The sequence below is a fragment of the Brevundimonas vesicularis genome (assembly GCF_900445985.1).
GTDB lineage: Bacteria > Pseudomonadota > Alphaproteobacteria > Caulobacterales > Caulobacteraceae > Brevundimonas > Brevundimonas vesicularis_D.
In genome coordinates this window covers 1,277,095-1,299,154 of record NZ_UAQP01000014.1, presented here as the reverse complement: position 1 = coordinate 1,299,154, position 22,060 = coordinate 1,277,095, and the positions used below count along the sequence as shown (strand labels likewise).

Annotated in this window: 21 protein-coding genes; 8 read left to right on the top strand and 13 right to left on the bottom strand. The window is 67.4% G+C overall.

Going from position 1 to position 22,060, the window contains the following annotated elements; translation table 11 throughout:
- Window positions 1-247: 247 nt before the first annotated feature.
- The gene (locus DT343_RS15410) at window positions 248-1,084 is read right to left on the bottom strand and encodes an LD-carboxypeptidase (protein ID WP_112863560.1); all 837 of its coding nucleotides are present in this window, start codon (window positions 1,082-1,084) and stop codon (window positions 248-250) included.
- A 69-nt stretch (window positions 1,085-1,153) separates the two neighbouring features.
- Here DT343_RS15410 and DT343_RS15405 point away from each other — a divergent pair, with 69 nt between their 5' ends.
- Window positions 1,154-2,551, top strand: a complete 1,398-nt coding sequence (locus tag DT343_RS15405) for a UDP-N-acetylmuramate--L-alanine ligase (RefSeq protein WP_112863559.1) — start codon at window positions 1,154-1,156, stop codon at window positions 2,549-2,551.
- Between the two features lie 22 nt (window positions 2,552-2,573).
- Here the strand turns inward: DT343_RS15405 and DT343_RS15400 are convergent, their stop codons facing one another.
- The 12 genes from DT343_RS15400 to DT343_RS15345 form a co-directional block, all read right to left on the bottom strand.
- Window positions 2,574-3,938: a sulfite reductase subunit alpha gene (locus tag DT343_RS15400; RefSeq protein WP_112863558.1), complete on the bottom strand. Its 1,365-nt coding sequence runs from the start codon at window positions 3,936-3,938 to the stop codon at window positions 2,574-2,576.
- Window positions 3,935-5,041: an FAD:protein FMN transferase gene (locus DT343_RS15395; protein ID WP_112863557.1), complete on the bottom strand. Its 1,107-nt coding sequence runs from the start codon at window positions 5,039-5,041 to the stop codon at window positions 3,935-3,937. The genes DT343_RS15400 and DT343_RS15395 overlap by 4 nt, the downstream gene beginning before the upstream one ends.
- A gap of 10 nt (window positions 5,042-5,051) precedes the next feature.
- Entirely contained in the window at window positions 5,052-5,852 is an 801-nt protein-coding gene (locus DT343_RS15390; protein ID WP_220116736.1) for a DUF4198 domain-containing protein, read from the bottom strand.
- Between the two features lie 11 nt (window positions 5,853-5,863).
- Window positions 5,864-6,376 (bottom strand): DUF2271 domain-containing protein, encoded by a 513-nt coding sequence (locus DT343_RS15385; protein ID WP_112863555.1) that lies wholly within the window; start codon window positions 6,374-6,376, stop codon window positions 5,864-5,866.
- A gap of 11 nt (window positions 6,377-6,387) precedes the next feature.
- Window positions 6,388-7,065 (bottom strand): PepSY-associated TM helix domain-containing protein, encoded by a 678-nt coding sequence (locus tag DT343_RS15380; protein ID WP_112863554.1) that lies wholly within the window; start codon window positions 7,063-7,065, stop codon window positions 6,388-6,390.
- Between the two features lie 67 nt (window positions 7,066-7,132).
- Window positions 7,133-7,819, bottom strand: a complete 687-nt coding sequence (locus DT343_RS15375; RefSeq protein WP_112863553.1) for a Fe2+-dependent dioxygenase — start codon at window positions 7,817-7,819, stop codon at window positions 7,133-7,135.
- Between the two features lie 75 nt (window positions 7,820-7,894).
- Window positions 7,895-10,264 carry a TonB-dependent receptor gene (locus tag DT343_RS15370; RefSeq protein ID WP_112863552.1) on the bottom strand — a complete coding sequence of 790 codons (2,370 nt, stop codon included), beginning with the start codon at window positions 10,262-10,264 and terminating at the stop codon, window positions 7,895-7,897.
- A 95-nt stretch (window positions 10,265-10,359) separates the two neighbouring features.
- The gene (locus DT343_RS15365) at window positions 10,360-11,145 is read right to left on the bottom strand and encodes a peptidase (protein ID WP_112863551.1); all 786 of its coding nucleotides are present in this window, start codon (window positions 11,143-11,145) and stop codon (window positions 10,360-10,362) included.
- Window positions 11,146-11,206: 61 nt separating this feature from the next.
- Window positions 11,207-12,049, bottom strand: coding sequence for a transglutaminase family protein (locus DT343_RS15360; protein WP_112863550.1), 843 nt, complete (start codon window positions 12,047-12,049; stop codon window positions 11,207-11,209).
- Between the two features lie 2 nt (window positions 12,050-12,051).
- Window positions 12,052-12,990: an alpha-E domain-containing protein gene (locus DT343_RS15355; protein WP_112863549.1), complete on the bottom strand. Its 939-nt coding sequence runs from the start codon at window positions 12,988-12,990 to the stop codon at window positions 12,052-12,054.
- Window positions 12,990-14,411, bottom strand: coding sequence for a circularly permuted type 2 ATP-grasp protein (locus tag DT343_RS15350; protein ID WP_112863548.1), 1,422 nt, complete (start codon window positions 14,409-14,411; stop codon window positions 12,990-12,992). The genes DT343_RS15355 and DT343_RS15350 overlap by 1 nt, the downstream gene beginning before the upstream one ends.
- A 228-nt stretch (window positions 14,412-14,639) precedes the next feature.
- Window positions 14,640-15,848: an NAD(P)/FAD-dependent oxidoreductase gene (locus DT343_RS15345; protein ID WP_112863547.1), complete on the bottom strand. Its 1,209-nt coding sequence runs from the start codon at window positions 15,846-15,848 to the stop codon at window positions 14,640-14,642.
- A gap of 78 nt (window positions 15,849-15,926) precedes the next feature.
- On the opposite strand from DT343_RS15345, the gene DT343_RS15340 reads away from it, so the two are divergent.
- Genes DT343_RS15340 through hisF form a run of 7 tightly spaced genes read left to right on the top strand, consistent with a single transcriptional unit; the run spans window position 15,927 to window position 21,943 of the window.
- Entirely contained in the window at window positions 15,927-16,217 is a 291-nt protein-coding gene (locus DT343_RS15340; RefSeq protein ID WP_017504407.1) for a YerC/YecD family TrpR-related protein, read from the top strand.
- A 10-nt stretch (window positions 16,218-16,227) separates the two neighbouring features.
- Window positions 16,228-17,109, top strand: a complete 882-nt coding sequence (hisG, locus tag DT343_RS15335) for an ATP phosphoribosyltransferase (protein WP_055752833.1) — start codon at window positions 16,228-16,230, stop codon at window positions 17,107-17,109.
- Window positions 17,109-18,416 (top strand): histidinol dehydrogenase, encoded by a 1,308-nt coding sequence (gene hisD, locus DT343_RS15330; RefSeq protein ID WP_112863546.1) that lies wholly within the window; start codon window positions 17,109-17,111, stop codon window positions 18,414-18,416. The genes hisG and hisD overlap by 1 nt, the downstream gene beginning before the upstream one ends.
- Window positions 18,413-19,849 (top strand): imidazoleglycerol-phosphate dehydratase HisB, encoded by a 1,437-nt coding sequence (hisB, locus tag DT343_RS15325; protein ID WP_112863545.1) that lies wholly within the window; start codon window positions 18,413-18,415, stop codon window positions 19,847-19,849. Before hisD ends, hisB begins: the two co-directional genes overlap by 4 nt.
- Window positions 19,846-20,448: an imidazole glycerol phosphate synthase subunit HisH gene (gene hisH / locus DT343_RS15320; RefSeq protein ID WP_112863544.1), complete on the top strand. Its 603-nt coding sequence runs from the start codon at window positions 19,846-19,848 to the stop codon at window positions 20,446-20,448. The genes hisB and hisH overlap by 4 nt, the downstream gene beginning before the upstream one ends.
- A complete protein-coding gene (gene hisA, locus DT343_RS15315) occupies window positions 20,442-21,179 on the top strand; it encodes a 1-(5-phosphoribosyl)-5-[(5-phosphoribosylamino)methylideneamino]imidazole-4-carboxamide isomerase (protein WP_112863543.1) in 738 nt (245 codons plus the stop codon). Before hisH ends, hisA begins: the two co-directional genes overlap by 7 nt.
- Window positions 21,176-21,943, top strand: coding sequence for an imidazole glycerol phosphate synthase subunit HisF (hisF, locus tag DT343_RS15310; protein WP_112863542.1), 768 nt, complete (start codon window positions 21,176-21,178; stop codon window positions 21,941-21,943). The genes hisA and hisF overlap by 4 nt, the downstream gene beginning before the upstream one ends.
- Window positions 21,944-22,060: the final 117 nt, after the last annotated feature.

The following is a 22,060-nucleotide window of genomic DNA, read 5'->3' as shown; positions in this document are numbered from 1 at the left end:
GCAGCCCTCAACGTCGATGGATGGGAAGACGATCAGGCGGCTCGTCCGGGCATCCCCCGATATCCGAACGAACCGCCGCATCGCAGAAGGCGCAATCCGCAGCGTCCCCCAACGCCTTGGCTAACGAAGTCCTAACGCCTCGCGGACCGGCATCTGAGGTCAGGACCGGCGTTCTGTCGAGAGGCGGGCGGGCTTGCCCCAACGAATAGAGGCGAGACTGTGTCCTTTTCGTCGCGCGTCGTTCGCCTTAAGGGCGACCGAAGGGGACGACCTTGTTGGCGGCGTCATGCCCGATATCGGCGCTTCCCAGGAAAGGTATGCCCGAACGCAGGCACCAGTACCGAACGATTTCTTCCGGAGTCTGACCGAAATCGGGGTCGTTTGGCGTGATGTCAGAGACCCGTCCCAGGCGAATCCCGGCCACGCGACGGATGCTGGACTGGCTGGTCAAGTGAAACATCATCCGGTCGATCCGGTAGGCGGCCTCGGACACCTCCTCCAACATCAGGACGTGGTCGGACAGATCGGGCTCCAGCGGCGTGCCGGTCAGTTCGTTCAGAATGGTCAGGTTGAAGGCGACGGCCGGGCGCGGATCGGTCGCCAACGACGGCTCGATCCAGTCGGTGCGTCCCGTGGTCAGCCAGGACAGGGCGCCGCGCGCGGTCGCGTCGTCGCGCACCGAATCCGAGGCCATCGGTCCATGCGCCAGATGCTGGAACCCGCCCTTATACATCCCGGCCAACAGGCTGCCGGCGTCGGAATAGCCCATGTAGCGCTTCTTGCGGGCGACGGCGTCCAGGCGCGGAATCACCGCATCGGCGATGCGGCACGAACCGTATCCGCCGCGCGCGAACCAGATGGCGTCGATGCGGGGGTCGTTGGCGAACTCCACGAAGGCGTCGGCGCGCGCCCGGTCGTCGCCTGCGAAATGACCGTGTTTCAGGAAACAGGCGGGGTGGAAGACGACGGCGACGTCGCGGTCGGGATGGTTGTGCGCCATCCATGCCTCGACCGCCTCGGCGCGCTCCTTCGAGAAGCGCGAACTGGCGCAGACGACGCCGATCTTGAAGCTGTTGGTTTCCACGTCCGTCTTCTTCGTCGTTTTTGCGATCCCCTACTGGCGGACCGGCCCGATCCCCTGTTCTAAGGGGGCATGAACCAAGACGCCTCCTATTTCTTCTGCGGCATCGGCGGGTCGGGCATGCTGCCCCTGGCCATGATCGTCCAGGCGCGCGGCGCCGTGATCGAAGGGTCGGACCGGGCGCTGGACCAGGGCCGCACGCCCGAGAAGTTCGACTGGTTGCGCGCCCACGGCGTGACCCTGCACCCCCAAGACGGATCGGGCGTGACCCGCGCGGATCAGACCGTCATCGCCACCGGCGCCATCGAGGAGACGGTGCCCGACATCGGCGCGGCCAGGCGCGCGGGCGCAACCATCAAGACCCGGCCCGAACTGCTCAGCGAACTCTTCAACGCCGCCCCGACCTCGGTCGGGGTCGCGGGCACCAGCGGCAAGTCCACCATCACCGGCATGATCGCCTGGATCCTGCATCAGACGGGCCGCGAGCCGACCGTCATGAACGGGGCGGTGATGAAGAACTTCGCCGACGCCGACCATCCGTTCGCCAGCGCCCTGATCGGCGGGCCCGACGTGTTCGTGTCGGAGGTGGATGAAAGCGACGGCTCCATCGCCCGCTACGATCCGACGGTGGCGGTGGTGTCCAACATCTCGCTGGACCACAAGTCGATGGAGGAGCTGCGCGACCTGTTCGGCGGCTTCACCGCGCGGGCGACGACGGCCGTGTTGAACCTGGACAATCCCGAGACGGCGGCCCTGGCCCAGACCTTGCCGGCTGGGAAAGCGATCACCTTCGGCCTGGGCGAAGAGAAAGCCGACCTGTCCGGCCACGATCTTCAGCCCCTGCCGACGGGCATGCGGTTTCGCCTGATCGAGGGCTGGAGCGAACACGACGTGGTTCTGAACGTGCCCGGCGCCCACAATGTCGCCAACGCCCTGGCGGCGCTGGGCGCCACCCGGGCGCTGGGCGTGCCGACGACCGAGGCGGTCAAGGCGCTGGAGACCTTCGCCGGCATCCGTCGCCGGATGGAGGTGGTCGGGACGGCGAGCGACATCACCGTCATCGATGACTTCGCCCATAACCCGGACAAGATCGCCGCCACGCTGAAGACCCTGCACGCCTTCGACGGCCGGCTGCTGATCCTGTTCCAGCCGCATGGGTTCGGGCCGCTGAAGCTGATGAAGTCGGAGTTCATCGACGGTTTCGCCGGCCTGATGCGCGAGGACGACGTGCTGCTGATGCCCGAGCCGGTCTATTACGGCGGCACCACCGACCGCAGCGTGGGATCGGAAGACATCGCCTCCGGCGTCCGCGCCGCCGGCCGTCAGGCTGAGGCGCTGGCGACGCGCGCCGATTGCGGTGACCGGATCGTCGAGATCGCCAAGCCGGGCGACCGGATCATCGTCATGGGCGCGCGCGACGACACCCTGTCGACCTTCGCGGCGGAACTGCTGGCGCGTCTAGGCCGGTAGCCGCCATCGGCAAGGACGGCGTTCAGTACACGTCGCGGCGGTAGCGGCCGTCTTCCAGCATGGTCAGCACCACGTCCGCGCCCAGCGCGCTTTCCAGCGCGGCATGCACGCCTTGCGACATGCCTTCCAGACTGCCGCAGACGTAGATCGCCGCGCCGCGCGCGACCCAGGCACGCAGTTCGTCGGCTGCAGCCGCGACCAGGTCCTGCACATATCGGCCGTCGCCGGCGTCGCGCGAGAAGCTCCGATCCAGCCGCCGCAGCACGCCCGACGCCAGCCAGGCCTGCAACTCCGCATCGAAGAAGGCGTCATGCGCTTGCGTGCGTTCTCCGAACAGCAGCCAGGCCCCGCCCTCCGCCGCCCGCGCTTTCAGATGCGCGCGCAAACCGGCGATGCCCGTGCCGTTGCCGATCAGGACCATCGGCGTCTCGTCCGCCGGGCCGTGGAAGCTGCGGTTGGTGCGCAGGCGCATTCCAGCCTGATCGCCCAGCGAAAGATCCTGCGTCAGCCATCCCGACGCCAGACCCGGGGCGCCGTCGGGGTGGCGCATCAGGCGGATCAGGAACTCGACCCGGCCGTCCGACGGCAGAGAGGCGATGGAATATTCGCGCGAGCCGGGCGTGACGCCATCACGCTCAGGCAGGCCGACCTCAGCGATGTCGCCGGCCGACCAGTCGGGCGCCGCGCCCATGGCCTCGAAGGCCAGATGATACGCCTCCCCGCCGGGACTGCCCGGATTGACCAGGATGCGTTCGACCAGCCGCCAGGGGTCGTAGGCCGGGGGCGTCCAGTCAGGGGCCGTCACGCTGCCGGTGATCTGGTTCAGCTGGTGCTGCCAGTGGCGGATGGCGCCGGCCTCACCATTATCGACCTCGACCATGTCGAAGAGAGGTTCGGCGCCCGCGCGTCGCAGCCAGCCGTCGACCGCATGGCCGAAGCCGCAGAACTGGTCATAGCTGCGGTCGCCCAACGCCAGCAGACCGAAGCGCAATTTCGACAAGTCCGTCGCCTCACCCATGACCTTGCGCACGAACCGGGCGGCGCTGTCGGGCGGATCACCCTCGCCCGTCGTGGAGACGATCAGCAGCGCGCGCTCCGCCGCCTTGAGGGTCTTTAGGTCCAAGTCAGCGAAGGACAGCACCCGCGCGCCCACGCCGCCATCGCCCAGAGACCGCGCCGTCATCCACGCCAGTTCCTCGGCGAGGCCCGTCTGGCTGGCGAAGGCGATCAACACCGGCCGTCCCTCGCCTGCGCCCGCCAGAGCATCAGACCGCGCGCGGGCCGCCGCATTGGCCCTGCGCTCACGCCAGACGACGACGGCGATCAGGGCCAGCCAAAGCGCAAAGGCTCCGACCGCCCACAGCCAGCGCTGCGGATCGGCTGTCACCCCGGACGGTCTCCGTCGTCGTCAAGCAGGACGGCGAAGGCCGGCGTCATCCGCTCGACCGGACCGCGCTCGGTGCGTTCGACGAAATGGGCCATCAGGCCGACGGCCTCGGCGTAGTCCGGTCCGTCGAACGGCCCCATGACGGTCAGGGCCGTGGCGTAGGCGTCGGCCATCATGGCCGAGGGGTGCAGGACGGTGACCGAACTCAGATTGTTGCTGACCGGATGACCGGTCGATCCGTCGATGGTGTGGGGATAAAGGCGCCCGTCATGGCGGAATGCGCGGCGATAGTCGCCGCTGGTCGCCACGGCGAGATCGAACAACGCCGCCACGGTGTGGGGCGCCGGCGAACCCTCGACCCGCTCGATCTCGACCCACCACGGCTGGGCGTCCGGCTTGACGCCGCGCCCTTTCAACTCGCCGCCGATCTCAATCAGGTGCGAGGTCGCGCCCATGGCCATCAGGCGGTCGGACACGCGATCCACCGCATGACCCTTGGCGATGCCGGAGAAGTCCAGCCTCATCCCGCCCATCTGCATCACAGCCCGCGCCTCGCCGTTCAGCCGCAGCTTTTGCCAGCCCGACACGGCCGCAGCCGCCGCAATCTCGTCTTCGGACGGGACGGGCAGCAAGGCCGAACGCGGGCCGGGCGGGCCGAAGCCCCACAGATCGACCAAGGCGCCCAGGGTCGGATCGACGGCGCCGTTGGTTTCGTCGCCCAGGGTCATCGCCGCATCCAGCAGATCCCAGAACGGCTGGGACACCGCCCAGACGCCGGCGGGGGCGGTGTTGAAGCGGCTGATTTCGCTGGACGGCTCCCACGGGCTGAACAGACCGACGACGGTCGCCAGTTCCTCTTCGATCGCAGACCGGATCTCGGCCTCGCCCATGCCTGGCGGGGCGATGACGCGCGCGCTCCAGGTCGTGCCCATGGTCTGGCCGCCCAGCGAACGGATCAGGTCGCTGGGCGGACGAGGCGGCGCGCCTTCAATCGCAGGCACGAGGACGCGGTTATCGGCGCGGTCGCCCAGAGGGGCGGCGTCGCCGATATTGACCGTGGGCGGGGCGGCGCGGGAACCGCGCGAGGGGGGAATGTCGGACATGGCCCTTCGCTTAGGGCAGGACTTCCATCGCCGCCACATAGCTGGCGTTGGAACCCAGCGTTTCGCCCTGGCCTTCGGTGCGGACCGAGGCGTTCAGCCAGTACATGCCCGCTTCCGGCCAGGTGATGGTGAAGGCGCCCTCGGCGTTGGTCTTGAGTGTCGATTCCTCGGGGTTGTCACGGTAGCGCAGGCCGCCGCGCGCCACGGTGACATCGATGTCCGCCGCCGGCTGGCCGTTGTTCAGCAGTTTGAAGGTGGCGGGTTCGCCGACCACCAGATCGTTCGGGTGGGTGACGGGAACCAGCTCAAGCCCCTCGCCGGTCGTCTTGAAGACGGTGTCGGTGGGGTTGTTCAGGGTGACGAAGGTCTCGACGCGGCTGGCGGTGCGGGTCGCCTGAACATTGGTCGCGCCCTCGGGCAGGCCCGCCGGATAGTCCGAGGCCGCGCCGCGCCAGCGCTTCTGTTCGCCGTTCAGGGTGTAGCTGGCCATCACGCCGTTCATGACGTTGGCGATCTTGTAGGTGCCGTTCTGGGTCAGATGGGCGTCGAAGGTCGAACGATAGCGGCCCTGCATGGCGTTCTCGGGCTGGACCGCCGAGCCGTCCGGCGCGGTGATGGTCAGGCCGGTCAGGCGCATGGCGGCGTGATCGGGGTTGAACACCTGATTCGACATGCCCGCATCGAACCCGACCCAGGCGTCCGTGCCCGACAGGGTCGTGGCGGTGGGCGCCAGCCAGGCGCGGTGGGCCTGGGCGGCCATGGGGGCGGCCAGCGCTGCGGCCAGCGTCAGCAGGGCGATCGTCTTTTTCATGGTCATGATCCTCAGCGAGAGACGGCGACGCGCACGGCGCCCAGTTCGGTGGAGCCGGTTCCGGCGCCGGTGTTGGCCGAGCCCCAGCGGAAGGGCACGCGCACGACCTCGCGCCCGCCCAGTTCGCGGGCCGCCTCGACGACAATGTTGTACTGGCCGGGCTGAAGGTTGCGCAGACGGGCGGCGGGTACGGTGATGGTCTGGCGGCCTGGCGCGCGCGTGGCCCCGGATACGCCGTCGGCCGGCAGGCTCATGGCCCGACCGCCCTTGCGCCACCAGGTGCGCAGATCCTTCAGCCAGTCCTTGCCGTCGCCCTCGTTGTTGCGGGTCTGCTGATACCAGACGGCCAGGGTTCGCTCGGCTGACTGATCCGGCTTTTCGATCCACACCGCGACATAGGGGCGATGATAGGAGGCGGTGTTCAGGCGCGGAATCTCGACCGACACCGTCAGGTCGGCGGCCATGGCGGGCGCAGCGGCGGCGGCCAGGCCGACGGTGGTGATGACGACGGGAAGAAGGCGCATCGGAAAACTCGTCAGTGAATGAAGATCAGGGCGATAACGACGGGGATCAGCAGGCCCAGAGCCGCCAGCGGCCAGGTCGAGGGCCGACCTTTGGCGTGCAGGAACATCAGACCCAGCCCCGTCAGGGCGAAGATGACGCAGGCCGCCGCGAAAACGTCGATGAACCAGAACCAGACCACGCCGGCGTTGCGGCCCTTGTGCAGGTCGTTGAGGTAGGCGATCCAGCCGCGCGTCGTCTTCTCGTGCAGGGTCTCGCCAGTCGAACGGTCGATGGTGACCCAGCCGTCGCCGCCAGGCATGGCCAGGGCGACATAGACCTCTTCCGCCGTCGTCTCGGTCGGCTTGTCGGCGATCTCGACCTTAAGAGCCTCGGACGCCCAGCGGGCGACCGCGTCGGGAACGGGATCGGTCGTCTCCTGAGGAAAGCTGGCCAGCCGCTGCAGCAGGGGCGCCGGCAAGGTCGCAGTCTGTCCGACCGTCACCGGATCGCCGGGGATCGAGGCCGCATGGTTCAGGGTAATGCCGGTGACCGCGAACAGGATCATGCCGACCAGGCTGACCGCCGCTGAAATCCAGTGCCAGCTATGCAGCTGCTTCAGCCAGAACGACCGTGCGCCGTTCAGCGCCGCCTTGGGTTTGGGGCCCTTGGCGGCGGTTTCGGCCTGACGCTGTGTCGCGAGTTCGGTCACGGGCTCGCTGTGCCATTGTTGCGAACGGGTTGCAATAGCATTTAGCGACGTCGCGGCGCCTTGAGCGTCAGAGCTCGGTCCAGCGCCGCAGAAGATTGTGATAGACGCCGGTCAGTTCGATCACCGCCTGATCCTTGGGCCCCCTCTCGGTCGCCACGCGCTGGGTGGCGATGTCCAGACGGAACAGGGTCTCGCGATCGGCGTCATCGCGGACCAGGCTCTGCATCCACATGAAGGACGACACCCGCGCCCCACGCGTCACCGGCGTGACCCGGTGCAGGCTCTTAGACGGATAGAGGACCAGATCACCGGCCGGCAGCTTGACCGCCTGCGACCCATACATCTCCTCGATGATCAGTTCGCCGCCGTCGTAGTCCTCGGGCTCGGACAGAAAAAGGGTCGCCGACAGGTCGCTGCGAATGCGAATCGCCCCGCCGGTGCGGGACTGGCGGATGGCGTTGTCGACGTGCAGGCCGAACTCACCCCCGCCTTCGTAGCGGTTGAACAAGGGCGGAAAGATCGTGTGCGGCAGGGCCGCCGCCACAAACATCGGATTGGCGTTCAGCGCCTGGACGACAAGGGCGGAAACCTCCTTCGCCACGTCCGACTCTTCGGGCAGTTGAAGGTTCTTCTTCGCCGTCGCCGATTGATGGCCCGAGGTGGCGTTGCCGTCCGCCCACGGCCCGGCGTCCAGCCGGGCACGGAGGGTCGCGACCTCGGCCTTGGAGAAGACTTCCGGAATCTGCAGCAGCACGGGCGTTCTCGCTGAAAGACGAAACGGCCCCGCGGGGGATCGCGGGGCCGTCAGACTAGGCCGGGGAAGCGGCCTTTAGAAGCGCAGGTTCAGGGCCAGGATGGCCTGGCGACCTGCGGCCACGTCTGCGTGGTGAACGCCGTTGGTGCGCATGATGTATTCCTCGTCCGTCACATTCTTGACGTTCAGCTGAAGCGTCGCGCGATCCGTCAGATCATAGGCGGCGAAGGCGTCCACGCGGGTCCATTCGGGCGCATAGATGCGGTTGTTCCCGCCGCCCGCGCCGCCTTGGTTCCCGCCCAGAGATTTGGACGTGTAGTAGACGCCGCCGCCGACCTTCAGCCGGGGCAGGACGCGATAGGTGGTGAACAGGCTGGCGCTGTGCTGGGGCGTATTGGCCAGCGGCAAGCCTTGCAGAGGATTGACGATGGCGATCGGCGGCGTGCCCGACACGACCACGGCCGCCTTGGTCAGTTCGGAGTCCATGTAGGTGTAGCCGCCGAACACGGTCCATTTCGGCGTGACGCTGCCCGACACGCCCAGCTCGAACCCGTTGACCTCGGCCTCGCCTTCCTGACGGAAGATATTGGGCTCAACCAGGATCAGGGCGTTCTTGCGCGTCAGGTGGAAGGCAGCCGCCGACAGAGTCAGGCGGTCGTTCAAGACATTGGCCTTGGCGCCGATCTCGGTGCTTTCGGTGTCTTCCGGCTCCAGAACGGTGTTGGCGACGCCATCGACCGTGCCCGTACCGCCCGAGGCGTTCTGGTCGCCCGCCGAAATGGTCGGCGGCGTCGACGAGGTGGACCAGGACGCATAGACGCTGCTGTTGTGCGTCGGCTTGAACACCAGACCGACCTGATAGTTGGTGAACTCCCATGTCCGTTCCGGCACGGCGGTGTAGCCCGTAACATTCCAGACGCCAGCCGTGGACGAAGGCGAACCCAAAACGGCATTGACCCCCTTGACCGAATATTGGTCCCAGCGAACGCCCAGGTTCAGGATCAGTCGCTCGGTCAGGGTGATGCTGTCGTTCGCATAGACGCCGATGGCCTCGGTCGTGTTGGAGCTGGTGGGGCCGCGATTGATCACGCCGGTCCAGGCGTCATCGGGGTTTGGGTTATAGACCTGGGTGCAGTCGCCGGCGCCCGAAGCGCCTGTGGCGGTCGGATAGGTTCCCGACACCGTCGTCAGATCGGTCGGACAGGCCGAGCCCGAGGTGGTGTAGGTCGAATAGGTGGCGTTCCTGTTGTGCTCGCGCGACAGCTCCACGCCGACGTCATAGCTGTGCTTGATCGAACCGGTGGCGAACTGGCCGAAGACATCCGTCACATTGGCCAGGGTGGTGACCGGGTTCCAGCGGGTCTTGGTGCCCCGCTTCATCCAGTAGGTGCCGTCCGCCGCGCGTCCGACATAGCCGCCGTCGCCGGGGTTGGTGACGATGTAGTCGTTCAGCGTCTGCGAATAGCGGCTGACGTTGCGGATCGTGGCGAAATCGCTGAGTCGATGTTCGGCCTTGAAGGTGAAGGTATCCACCTCATTGGTCAGGTAGTCGCGCGTCTTCAGCCCATAGAAGCTGTCATAGGGCACATCCAGAACGCCGCTGTCGGTCGTGCGCGACTGGATCTTGGTGAACAACGGAATCCCGTAGTCCGGCATCTGGTCGCTGGTCAGGTGATAGTAGCTGAACACCATCGACGACGGCGTACCCAGGCCGGCGCCCAGGCTGAGGCCCAAGCCCCATTTGTCGTAGTCGACGGCGTCGCGGCCGGGCACGTCGCCCTGGGCGCCCATCAGGTTGATGCGCAGGGCGGCGGTCTCGCCCAGCGGCAGGTTCGCATCGACCGTGCCGCGCAGATAGCCGTCCGTGCCCGCGCCCGCGCTGACATTGGTGAAGGCGTTCAGCTTGGGCGATTTGGAGGCCAGGTTGATGCTGCCGCCGCCCGAACCGCGTCCCGAATAGACGGCGTCCGGCCCCATGATGACCTCGACCTGTTCCAGGTTGAAGACCTCGCGCTGCTGCCCGCCAGTGTCGCGAATGCCGTCCACGAAGATGTTGTTGCCCGACGACTGACCCCGGATGAAGGGACGATCGGCCAAGGGCTGACCGCCCTCGCCTGCCCCGAAAGTGATGCCGGGGGAGTTGGACAGCAGGTCCTGTAAGGACGAGGCCGAGGTCTGTTCGATGATGGCCTGGGGGATGACCGTCACGGCGCGCGGCGTGTCCACCAGGGGCGCGACGAACTCGGGGCTGACAGGGGCCGGCTTCTTGAACTGACCGTTGACGTCGATCGTGCCCAGATTGGCGGGCTGGGACTGGTCGGCCGTGAGGACCACGCCGTCCTCGGCGGTCACGTCAGCGGCGAAAGCGGGGGCGGCGACCAGCATGCCGGCGGCGCTGGAAGCGAACAGAAGCGAGCGGAGCGCGGCGGCGCGGGATTCGGACATACTCTTGCGACCTTTTGGTCTGATTTTGCGATGCGCTCGCAATAACCAGCTCCACAGGAAGGCACAAGACAATTGCGAACAAATCGCAATCTTAATTAGCCGACGGCGCTGATGCTCCTCTGAGGCGTCGACGTGTCGAGATCCAGCCAGGTCGGATCGGGCATGGCGCGGTGCGCGGCGGCCAGGGCTTCGGACCAACGCCGACCCAGGTCGCGGAAATAGGGATCATCCGCCTCAATGCGGCGCGCCGTGCCCATCAGCTGGTCGCGCTTCATCACGATCAGGTCCAGCGGTGGGCCGACGGCGATGTTCGAGCGGATGGTCGAATCGAACGAGATCAGCCCAAGCTTCACCGCCTCGGACAGGGAGGTGGAGCTGTGCAGGGCGCGATCCAGAATGGGCTTGCCGTATTTCAGCTCGCCGATCTGCAGATAGGGCGTATCGGGCCCGCATTCGATGAAGTTGCCCTGCCCGTAGATCAGATACAGCCCCATCTTGCCGCCGGCGATCTGACCGCCCAGCAGCATGGAGGCGGTGACGTTCAACCCGTCGGCGGTCGGCGTCGGCGGCGTATTGATGCTGGCGCGCACGCTGGCCATCGCATGGCCCAGCAACTGGGCGGCGCGAAACAGGGTCGGGGCGGTCTGGAGCGTCTCAAGTTCGGTGGAGTCCGGCAGTTTGACCCCGGCTGCGACCATGGCCAGCGCCGTCTGGGTGACCGACAGATTGCCCGCCGTCGCGACAGCCAGGATCCGCTCGCCCGGCGACTGGTAGATGTGGAGTTTGCGATAGGACGAGATGTTGTCCACGCCCGCATTGGTGCGCGTGTCGGCGATCATCGCCAACCCGTCGTCCACCAGCATGCCTACGCAATAGGTCACTTCGCTCTATTCGCTCCCCGCGTTGCGAATCCCCAGACGCTAACAGATTCGCGCGTCATGCCTATCGGGGCCATCCGCTCGATTGCAGTTGTTGCTGGCTCTGTTGCACCGGCCGCACATTCAGGGCGACGGTCAGTTGCTCCTTGCCGCCGCCATAGCTCGTGCCCCGGATCGGGGTGGCGCCCCGTGCATCCAGGCCGACCGCAACCCGGACGTAGTGTTCGGTCGGGCAGATGCCGTTGGCGGGATCAAACCCGACCCAGCCCAGATTGTCGACCCAGGCCTCGGCCCAGGCATGGGCGGCGTCCTGATCGTGGCGTCCGTCCTGACGGCTGAGGTGGCCCGAGACGTAGCGCGCCGGCACGCCCAGCAGGCGTGCGGCCGAGATGAAGATCTGCGAATGGTCCTGACAGACGCCGCGCTTCTGGGCGAAGGCCTCGGCGGCGGTGTGGGAGGCGGAGGTCGAGCCGACCTCGAACGCCACCGTATCCTTCAGCGCGCCCATCAACTGATGCATCCGGCTCAGCGTCGCGCCCTCAGGAATGGAGCGGGCGAAATCGACGATGCCGGCGTCGGCCTTGGTCATCGGGGTGTCGCGCAGATAGACGATGGGCGACAGGCGTTCAGCCTGTCCCTTCACGACGCCGCCCGTCTCAACGGTCGAGACCTCGCCGGTGACGCGGATGGTCAGGGCGTCGGTCGGCCGCTCGGTGTAGAGGCTGTGAACGATGTTGCCGAACGCGTCCTCGCTGCGCCGCAGACGGGCGTCCACATCGGTTTCGATCCGCCAGTCGCGGACCTGCTGGCTCTCGCACGACTTGGGCGTCAGGCGCAGCATCTGGACGATGAAGCGCGCGGGCCGGGCGTAGGCGTAGCGGGTGGAGTGGTCGATCCGGATCCGCATGGTCAGACCAGATACTGTTCGTGGACGGCCGCGGCCAAGGCGTTGTTCTCGTTCAGGAAGCCCTGGATGTATTCGTGCAGGCCGGACTGGAAGATGTCCTCGATCTTGGCCTCGTTGAACTGGCTCAGGCGATTGGAGGCCAGCCGTTGCGCCGGGCCGCGCCGGCCATAATCGGTCGCCAACTTCTCCAGATAGCTGACGATCATGCCCTGACATGAGGCCAGAGAGCGCGGCATCTGGCGATTCAGCACCAGCAGGTCCGCCACCAGCCAGGGCCGCACGCTTTCGCGGTAAACCCAGCGATAGGCGGTCAATGCCGAGACCTCGCGCAGAAGGGTCGTCCACTGGAAGTAGTCCAGTTGCCCCCCCACCCGTTCGCCGGGCGGCAGCAGCAGGTGATATTTCACGTCCAGCAGGCGTGCGGTGTTGTCGGCCCGCTCGATCGCCATGCCCAGTCGCAGGAACCAGTAGGCGTCGTTGCGCAGCATGGTCCGCGACGAGGCGCCTTCGACCGCCAGAGACGTCGATTTCACGAAGTCGAGGAAGTTGGTGAAGTCGTCGCGCTTGGTCGGTTCGCCCAGCTCGTTCAGACCGTTCCAGGCGCCGTTGATCGCCTCCCACAGTTCGATGGTCAGGGCGGTGCGCACCGAGCGCGCATTGGTCCGCGCCTTGGTGATGCAGGCCTTGATCGAGGTCGGATTGTCGAAGCCGAAGGCCAGATATTCCCGCACGGACTTTTCCGACACGGTCCGGCCGGTCGCATCGAAGCCGGCTTTGACCCCCGACGAGGCGATGGCACCGGCCCAGGCGGTGACGGTGGCCTGATCTTTCGCCGGCAGGGCGGCGAGACGGATCGCCGCCTCCAGAATTCGGGCGAGGAAGTCCGCCCGCTCCATGTAGCGGCCGGTCCAGTAGAGGCTGTCTGCGGTGCGTGAAAGCATCAGTTGTCCAGCACCCAGGTGTCCTTGGTTCCGCCGCCCTGGCTGGAGTTCACCACCAGCGACCCTTCCTTCAGCGCCACCCGCGTCAGGCCGCCGGGCGCGACGCGCACCCCGGCCGGGCTGGACAGGACGAACGGCCTGAGATCGACGTGGCGGGGCGACAGCGCGCCGCCGTTCAGCGTCGGGGCCGTCGACAGGCTCAGCGTCGGCTGGGCGATGAAGTCGTCGGGATCGGCGATCAGCTTGGCGCGAAAATCCTCGATCTCGGCCTTGGTCGAGGTCGGCCCGACCAGCATGCCGTAGCCGCCCGATCCGCCGACTTCCTTGACCACCAGTTCCGGCAGCTTATCCAGCACTTCCTTCAGGGCGTCCGGCTCGCGACAGCGCCAGGTCGGCACGTTCTGCAGGATCGCATCCTCGCCCGTGAAGAAGCGAATGATCTCGGGCATGTAGGTATAGACGGCCTTGTCGTCGGCCACGCCCGTCCCGACCGCATTGGCCAGGGTAACCCTTCCAGCGAAATAGGCCGACATCAACCCCGGCACCCCGATGGTGGAGTTGGGCATGAAGGTCAGGGGATCGAGGAAGTCGTCATCGATACGGCGATAGATAACATCGACGCGCTTGGGCCCCTCGGTCGTGCGCATGAAGACCGTGTCGTCATTGACGAACAGGTCCGTGCCTTGAACCAGCTCGACGCCCAGCTTATCGGCCAGGAAGCTGTGCTCATAGTAGGCCGAGTTGAAGGGGCCGGGCGTCAGCACGACGATGGTCGGATCCGCCCCCGCCCCTGCCGGCGCTGAGGCCTGCAGCGAGCGCAGCAGCATGTCGGTGTAGATCTCGACGGGACGCACGGCGTGTTCCGCGAACAGGTCGGGGAACAGCCGCATCATCATCTCGCGGTTCTCCAGCATGTAGGAGACGCCCGACGGCGTGCGGCAATTGTCTTCGAGCACGTAGAAGCCGTCCTCGCCCGTGCGCACCAGATCGACGCCCGAGATATGGCACCAGACATCGCCCGGTGGGCGACGGCCCTGCATCTCCGGCCGATAGTGCGGATTGGTCAGGATCAGATCGGCCGGGACGATGCCCGCCTTGATGCAGTCCTGCGGGCCATAGATGTCTTTCAGGAAGGCGTTGATGGCGGTGACCCGCTGCTTCAGCCCCTTTTCCAGACCACCCCATTCGTCCGCGCCGATGATGCGCGGCACGACATCGAAGGGGATCAGCCGCTCGTTGGATTCCTCGTCGCCATAGACGGCGAAGGTCACGCCCATGCGGCGGAAGAACAGCTCCGCCTGGCGCGAGCGCGCCTGCAGCAGATCGGCCGGCGCGTTTTCCAGCCACGCCGCCAGCATCTTGTAGCTGTCGCGGATCGCACCCGATCCGCCGCCATTCATTTCGTCGAAAGCTCTCGTCATCCGCCCCCGCCGCGTTGAAGTCGCAGCTTGAACGGTCACGAACGTAAAGCGCAACAGTTTTGTTGCACTGCGGCGACGTTGTCTCCTCCCCGCGGAGCGGGGAGGTGGCGCGGCGCACCTTGCGCCGTGACGGAGGGGTTCTTCACCGCATCACTTGCGCCTGTGGGACTTCAAGAACCCCTCCACCGCTGCGCGGTCCCCCCTCCCCACAAGTGGGGAGGAGACAAGCTAGTCTGCTGCCACCGCCTTCATCGACACCGACGGATCGGCCAGCTTGTCCACGTCCACAGGCGTCGCCTTGGCGATCAACTGTTTGCCGGCCATGAACTCGGGCGGAGCGTTGACGGCCTCGACGCAGACGATGCGGTCGCCGTTCAGATGAAAGACCGCAAAGCCCGACGACGTCGGGTCGCCACGCACCACCTGTCGGTCGGCGTCGAACGGCAGGCCGGCGATCTGAAGCTTGACGTCATACTGGTCCGACCAGAACCAAGGCACTTCCGGCGTCGGTCCGGCCCGCCCGACGATGGCGGCGGCCGCCTGTTTGGCCTGCTCCAAGGCGTTGGGCACGCTCTCTAGCCGATGATGCACGCCGCCGTGGACCGGAATAGGTCGTCGCGTCATGTCGCCGATGGCGAAGATCGCCGGGTCGCTGGTGCGCGCCTCGGCATCCACCACCACGCCGTCGTCGCAGGTCAGGCCGGCCGATCGCGCCAGAGCGTCGCACGCCAAGGCGCCGACGCCCACCAACACCGCATCCGCCCGCACCACCGATCCGCCGGCCAGGCTCACGCCGTCGCGGGCCACGGCGACCACCTCAGCGTCGGTCAGGATTTCGACGCCGTGCGCCCGGTGCTGCGCCGTGAAGAAGGCCGACAGGGTTTCGGACGCCACCCGCGCCAGCACGCGCGGCGCGCGCTCGATCACCACCGCCTCGGCGCCCAGGGCCCGCGCCGACGCCGCCGCCTCCAGCCCCACATATCCGCCGCCGACCACCGCCAGACGCTTGCCGGGCCCGAGCACCGCCTTCAGTCGCTCGGCGTCCTTCATCGTGCGCAGTTCCAGCAGATCGGGATGGTCCCCGCCCGGAACCGGCAGCTTACGCGCCGTCGATCCGGTCGCCAGCACAAGAATGTCGTAGGTCTCGGACGACCCGTCGTGGAAGGCTACCGTCTTCGCTGCCGGATCCACCGACACGGCGATCGTCGAGGGTCGGAAGTCGATGTTCTGCTCGGCGTAGAAACTCAGAGGCCGCAGCAGCAGCGCCTCCAGATCCGCCTCTCCCTTCAGCCAGGCCTTGGACAATGGAGGCCGCTGATACGGCGGCGCACCCTCCTCGCCCGCCAGCACAATGGGGCCTTCATGCCCATACTGCCGCAGGAACGCCGCGACGGAGCCGCCAGCGTGTCCCGCGCCGATGATGAGAACCTTGGTCATGGGACGCAGATAGTGCGCCAGGCACGATCTGTCTCCTCCCCCTTGACTGTTCCACCGTTACAGCATAGTGGAACGCGCATGACGACCCCGCCCGCCCGTGACGACCTGCATGACGCTCTGCTGTCGATGCAGACGCGCGCCGAGATCGACGCCTTTCTGGCCGATCTTTGCACGCCTGCGGAACTGCGCGCCTTCTCCGAGCGCTGGCAGGTCGCGCGTCTGCTCGACGCCGGCGGCAAATCCTATCGCGAGATCGCCGCAGAGGCCCATGCCAGCCCCACCACCGTCGTCCGCGTCGCCCGCTATCTGAAAGACATGCCGCATCAGGGCTATCGCCTCGCCCTGGACCGCCTAAAGAACAAGAACTGAGTATCCGAACATGAGCACCGTGCAGGGCCGGCTTCGCATCGCCGTCCAGAAATCCGGCCGTCTGGCCGACCGCAGCCTCGACCTGATCCGCGACGCGGGCCTGAAATGGGTCAAGGGTCACAACGACTTGCTGTACCGGGTCGAGAACTATCCGATCGACCTACTGCGCGTCCGCGACGACGACATTCCCACCTTCGTGGCGGACGGCGTCTGCGACCTGGGCATCGTCGGCGAGAACGTGCTGGAGGAAGGTCGCAACGGCGGGCCGAACGCCTCGATCGTCATGCCGCTGGGCTTCGGTCGCTGCACGCTCAAGATCGCCACGCCTCCGACGCTTGCCTATGACGGTCCAGCCTCGCTGGACGGGCTGCGCATCGCCACCTCATATCCTAAAATCCTGCGCCGCTTCCTCGACGAACGCGGGGTCAAGGCCGACATCGTCGTGATGCGCGGGGCCGTCGAGGTCGCGCCGCGGCTGAAACTGGCCGCCGCCATCTGCGACCTGGTTTCGACCGGCGCGACGCTGGAGGCCAACGGCCTGGGGGCCAAGGATACGGTTCTGGAAAGCCAGGCCGTGCTGATCCAGTCGCCCGTGGCGCCCGAGCCCGCCTTGCAGCAGCTGTTGGACAGCGTCATCGAGCGGATGGCGGGCGTGGTGTCCTCGCAAGGCGCCAAATACGTCATGCTGAACGCCCCGCGCTCGGCCCTGGACGAGATCACCGCCATCCTGCCCGGCGCCGGCTCGCCGACCGTCATGCCCTTGATGGGGCGCGACGATGCGGTCGCCGTCCACGCCGTCTGCCAAGAGGCCGTCTTCTGGGAGACGCTCGAGAAGCTGAAGGCCGCCGGCGCCTCGGCCATCCTGGTCCTGCCGATCGAGAAGATGATGTGATGAAACGCATCGACTGGTCTTCCCTCGACGCCGCCGGCAAGACGGCCGCCCTGGCCCGCCCGGCCCAACGCACCGCCGGCGACGTGACCGAGGTCGTGCGCACCATCCTGGACGACGTGCGCCAGCGCGGCGGCGCGGCCGTAACCGACTGGTGCCTGAAGCTGGATAAGGCGCCGCCCCGTCGCATCGCCATCACGCCCGAGACTGTGGCCGAGGCGCGCAACGCCCTGCCGCCCGGCGACGTGCGCGCCCTGCGCATGGCGGCCGACAATGTGCGCGTCTTCCACCAGGCGACCCGGCCCGAGGACACTCCCTTTATCGAGACGACGCCCGGCGTGCGGTCCAAACTGGCCTGGCGTCCCATCGCCTCGGCCGGTCTCTATATTCCCGGCGGCACCGCGCCGCTGTTTTCTTCGCTGCTGATGCTGGCCATTCCGGCCGGCGTTGCGGGCGTAGGCCAGCGCGTCGCCGTCACGCCGCCGAACAAGGAGGGCGGCATCCACCCCGCCATGATCCTGGCCGCCGCAGAGGCGGAACTGGACGCCATCTGGCTGATGGGCGGCGCCCAGGCCATCGCCGCCCTGACCTTCGGCGTCGAACTGGAAGACGGGGTCATTCCGGCCTGTGACAAGCTGTTCGGACCCGGCAACGCCTATGTGGCCGAGGCCAAGAAGCAGGCGAGCGCCCTGCCGGGCGGTCCCGCCGTCGACATGCCGGCCGGCCCGTCGGAGTTGATGGTCATCGTCGATCGCGACGCCGCGCCCGAGATCGCCGCCGCCGACCTGCTCAGCCAGGCCGAGCACGATGCGGATGCGCAGGTTCTGCTGGTCTCCACCAGCCGCGCCACCATCGACTACATCCTGAGCGAGGTCGAGGTGCAGATCGCAACCCTGCCCCGCGAAGCCATCGCCCGCGCCTCGCTGAACGAGGCCCGCGCCATTCTGATCCGCGACCTCGACGCGGCCGCAGAGGTCGCCAATCTCTATGGCCCCGAACACCTGGCGATCCAGATCGACGATCCCGAGCCGTTGGTCGATTCGATAAACGCCGCCGGCGCCGTCTTCGTCGGCCGGTTCGCCGCCGAGACGCTGGGTGACTACGCCGCTGGTCCCAGCCACGTCCTGCCGACCGACGGCGGCGCCCGCACCCTGGGCGGCGTCACCACCGCCAGCTTCATGACCACCATGTCGGTCCAGCTGGTGACCGAGGCCGGCGCCCGTCAGCTGGCCCCCATCGCCGCCCGTCTAGCCCGGATGGAGGGCCTGGAAGCTCACGCCCGAGCGGCGGATTTGAGGGCCGAAGGATGACCCTGCCCGCTCCCTATCCCCCGCTGGTTTCCGGCGGCGAAGGTCTGGATCGCTATCCCGACGACGCCTCAGCCCTCGCCGTCCGCATGGCCGCCGTCTATGGCGTGCCTGCCGACCAGGTGCTGCCGGTGCGCGGCCTGACCCACGGGCTGGAGTTGGCCTATCGCCTCGCCGCGCGCGACGGCGGCTCGGTCGAGGCCCCGAAGGCCGAACCCTATGACAGTCTTGCCGCCATCTATCCGGCCAAGGGCGAACCCGCTTCAGAGGCAAATATCGTCGTCATCCGCGCCCTGGGCTCGCCCGAAGCCGTCGCCGAGATGGCCGCCCGCGTCGCCCCCGCCCTGCTGGTGGTGGACGAAGGATTGATCGAATTCTCCGACAGCGTCTCGGCCGTGACGGTCGCCGCCGATCAGCCGAATCTGGTCGTGCTGCGCAGCCTGTCCCTGGCCTATGGCCTGGCCGGCGCCCGCGTCGGGGCCGCGATCGCCCAAGCCCAGACCCTGGCGCGACTGGCGTCGGTGCTGGAACCCTATGCCCTGCCCGAACCGCTGGTGCGGCTGGCGATGCAGGCGCTCGATCCGTCGCGGATGATCGAGACCGCCGAGCGGATCGCCTCGGTTCGGCGAGAGCGCGAACGAGTCGTGCGTGAACTGGGTCGCCAGATGCCGGTCGAACCGGGCGTCGGTCCCATCATCATGGCCCGCCCCGAAGAGCCTGCCGCCGCCCTGGCCGGTCTGAAGACTTACGGCGTCGAGGCCGATCTGTCTGGCGAGCGTCTGCGCCTGCCGATCTCGATCAAGTCCGAGGTCAACGACCGGCTGCTCGCCGCCTTAGGCCTGACGCCCGCCAAGCGCCGGCCCGCCCGCGTTGGTCAGGCCGTGCGCGACACCAAGGAAACCCGCATCGTCTGCGCCGTCGATCTGGATGCGCCCGGTCCGGTGAAGATCCAGACCGGCGTCGGCTTCTTCGATCACATGCTGGAGCAGATCGCGGCCCACGGCGGCTTCTCGCTGCGTCTGCAATGCGAAGGCGACCTGCACACCGATCCGCACCACACGATCGAGGACAGCGCCATCGCCTTGGGTCAGGCGCTGAAACAGGCGTTAGGCGAGCGCAAGGGCATCGCCCGCTACGGCTTCGTCCTGCCGATGGACGAGGCGAATGCGACCGTCTCGATCGATCTTTCCGGCCGCCCGTATCCGCTGTTCGAGGGCACGTTCGAGACGCCCTTCATCGGCGACTACCGCACCGACCTGACCGCCCACGTCTTCCGGTCTCTGGCCGAGGCCATGGGCGCGGCCGTGCACATCAAGGTCACGGGCCAGGACGACCACCACAAGACCGAAGCCGTCTACAAGGCCTTCGGCCGCGCCCTGCGCCAGGCCATCCGCGTCGAGGGCGACGCCGTGCCGTCCACCAAGGGGGTTCTGTGACCGAGGTCGCAATCATCGCCTACGGCGCTGGCAATGTCGCCTCGGTGCAGTTCGCGCTGGAGCGGCTGGGCGCGACCGTGCGCCTCACCGATGATCCCGCCGTCATCGCCGAGGCTGAACGGGTGATCCTGCCTGGCGTCGGCGCGGCCGGATACGCCATGAAGCGCCTGTCGGACCTGGGTCTGATCGCGCCGATCCGCGCCTTCCCGCGCCCTCTGCTGGGTGTGTGTCTGGGTCAGCAACTGCTGTTCGGATCGAGCGACGAGGGCGACGGCGTCGATCTGCTGGGCCTCATTCCCGGTGCGGTGACCCGGCTGAAGCCTGAGGGCGATCTGCCGGTGCCGCACATGGGCTGGAGCCGGTTGACGCGCGACCGCGACGACCCCTTGCTGGAGGGCGTCGCCGACGGCGCCTATGCCTATTTCGTCCACGGCTTCGTCTGTGCCGACGGACCAGCGACCCTGGCGCGCGCCGACTATGGCGGCGTCGTTCCGGCTGTGGTTCGATCCGCCAACCGCTGGGGCTGCCAGTTCCACCCCGAACGCTCGGCCGAGGCCGGCGCGACCATCCTCAAGAACTTCCTGGGCCTGTCATGCTGATCTATCCCGCCATCGACCTGAAGGACGGCGTCTGTGTGCGCCTGATGCACGGCGACTTTGCCCAGGTGACGCATTACGACCAGCAGCCGGCCGCCCGCCTGACGACCTTCGCGGCCGAGGGCGCGGAGTGGATTCACATCGTCGATCTGGACGGAGCCGAGGCGGGCGAGGCGCGCCAGCACGCTCTGATCGGTGAACTGACCCAGGCCATCGACGTCAAGGTTCAGTCGGGCGGCGGCGTGCGCAGCGCCGACGATGTGAAAAAGCTGCTGGACGCCGGCGTGTCGCGCGTCGTGGTCGGATCGCTGGCCGTGACCCAGCCTGAGGCGGTGGCGACCTGGCTGGAAACCTTCGGCGTCGAGCGCATCACCCTGGCCCTGGACGTCAAGATCGAGGACGGCGTGCCGGTGCCTGCACTGAAGGGTTGGACCCAGTCCTCAGGCATGACGCTTTGGGAGGGGCTGGATCGGTATCCCAAAGGGACGGCCAAACACCTGCTGGTGACCGATGTCGGTCGCGACGGCGCCCTGACCGGGCCGAACCTGGACCTGCTGGCCGAAATCCGCAGCCGTCGGCCGGATCTGGTGTTGCAGGCCTCGGGCGGCGTTTCCTCGCTGGACGATATTGCCGCGATCAAGGCGCTGGGCTGTCACGGTGCCATCGTCGGACGCGCGCTTTACGAGAACTGCTTCACCCTGCCCGAGGCGATCGCAGCGGCCCGTACGATATGACCGCCCGGCGGATCATCCCCTGCCTGGACGTGAAGGACGGCCGGGTGGTCAAGGGCGTGAAGTTCGTCGGTCACACCGACATGGGCGATGCGGCCGAGCTGGCCGCCCGCTATCGCGATGCGGGCGCCGACGAACTGGTCTTCTACGACATCACCGCCAGTCCCGAGGGGCGGACGCTGGACTACGGCTGGATCAAGGACATCGCCCGACTACTGGACATTCCTTTCTGCGTCGCCGGCGGCATTCGCACCGTGGAGCAGGCGGCGCGCTGCCTGGACCACGGGGCGGACAAGGTCTCGATCAACTCCCCGGCTCTGGAACGGCCCGAACTGATCGCCGAGATGGCGGCGCGGCTGGGCAGCCAATGCGTCGTCGTCGGCGTCGACAGCCGGTTCGAGGACGGCGACTGGGTGGTCCACAAGTACACCGGCGACGCGTCCGCGCGCCGCCGCGCGGGCAAGCGCACCCTGGACTGGCTGGACGAGGCGCAGAGCCTGGGCACCGGCGAGATCGTGCTGAACTGCATCGATCAGGACGGGGTCCGGCGCGGCTATGACATCCAGCAACTGTCCGCCGCCCGCGCACGCCTGACCATTCCGCTTATCGCCTCGGGCGGCGCCGGCGCGCCCGAGCATTTCAAGGCTGTGTTCGAGCAGGCCGACGTCTCCGGCGCCCTGGCCGCCAGCGTCTTTCACACCGGCGCCATCGCCATTCCCGACCTGAAGACCTATCTAGCGCAGCAAGGGTTGGAGATGCGCATATGATCCTCCCCCGAGAAGCGCAGCGGAACGGGGGAGGGGGACCGCGAAGCGGTGGAGGGGGCGACCTCAGACACTGTCTCGCGACATTCAGCACCTCGCCCGGTTTCGCCCCCTCCACCG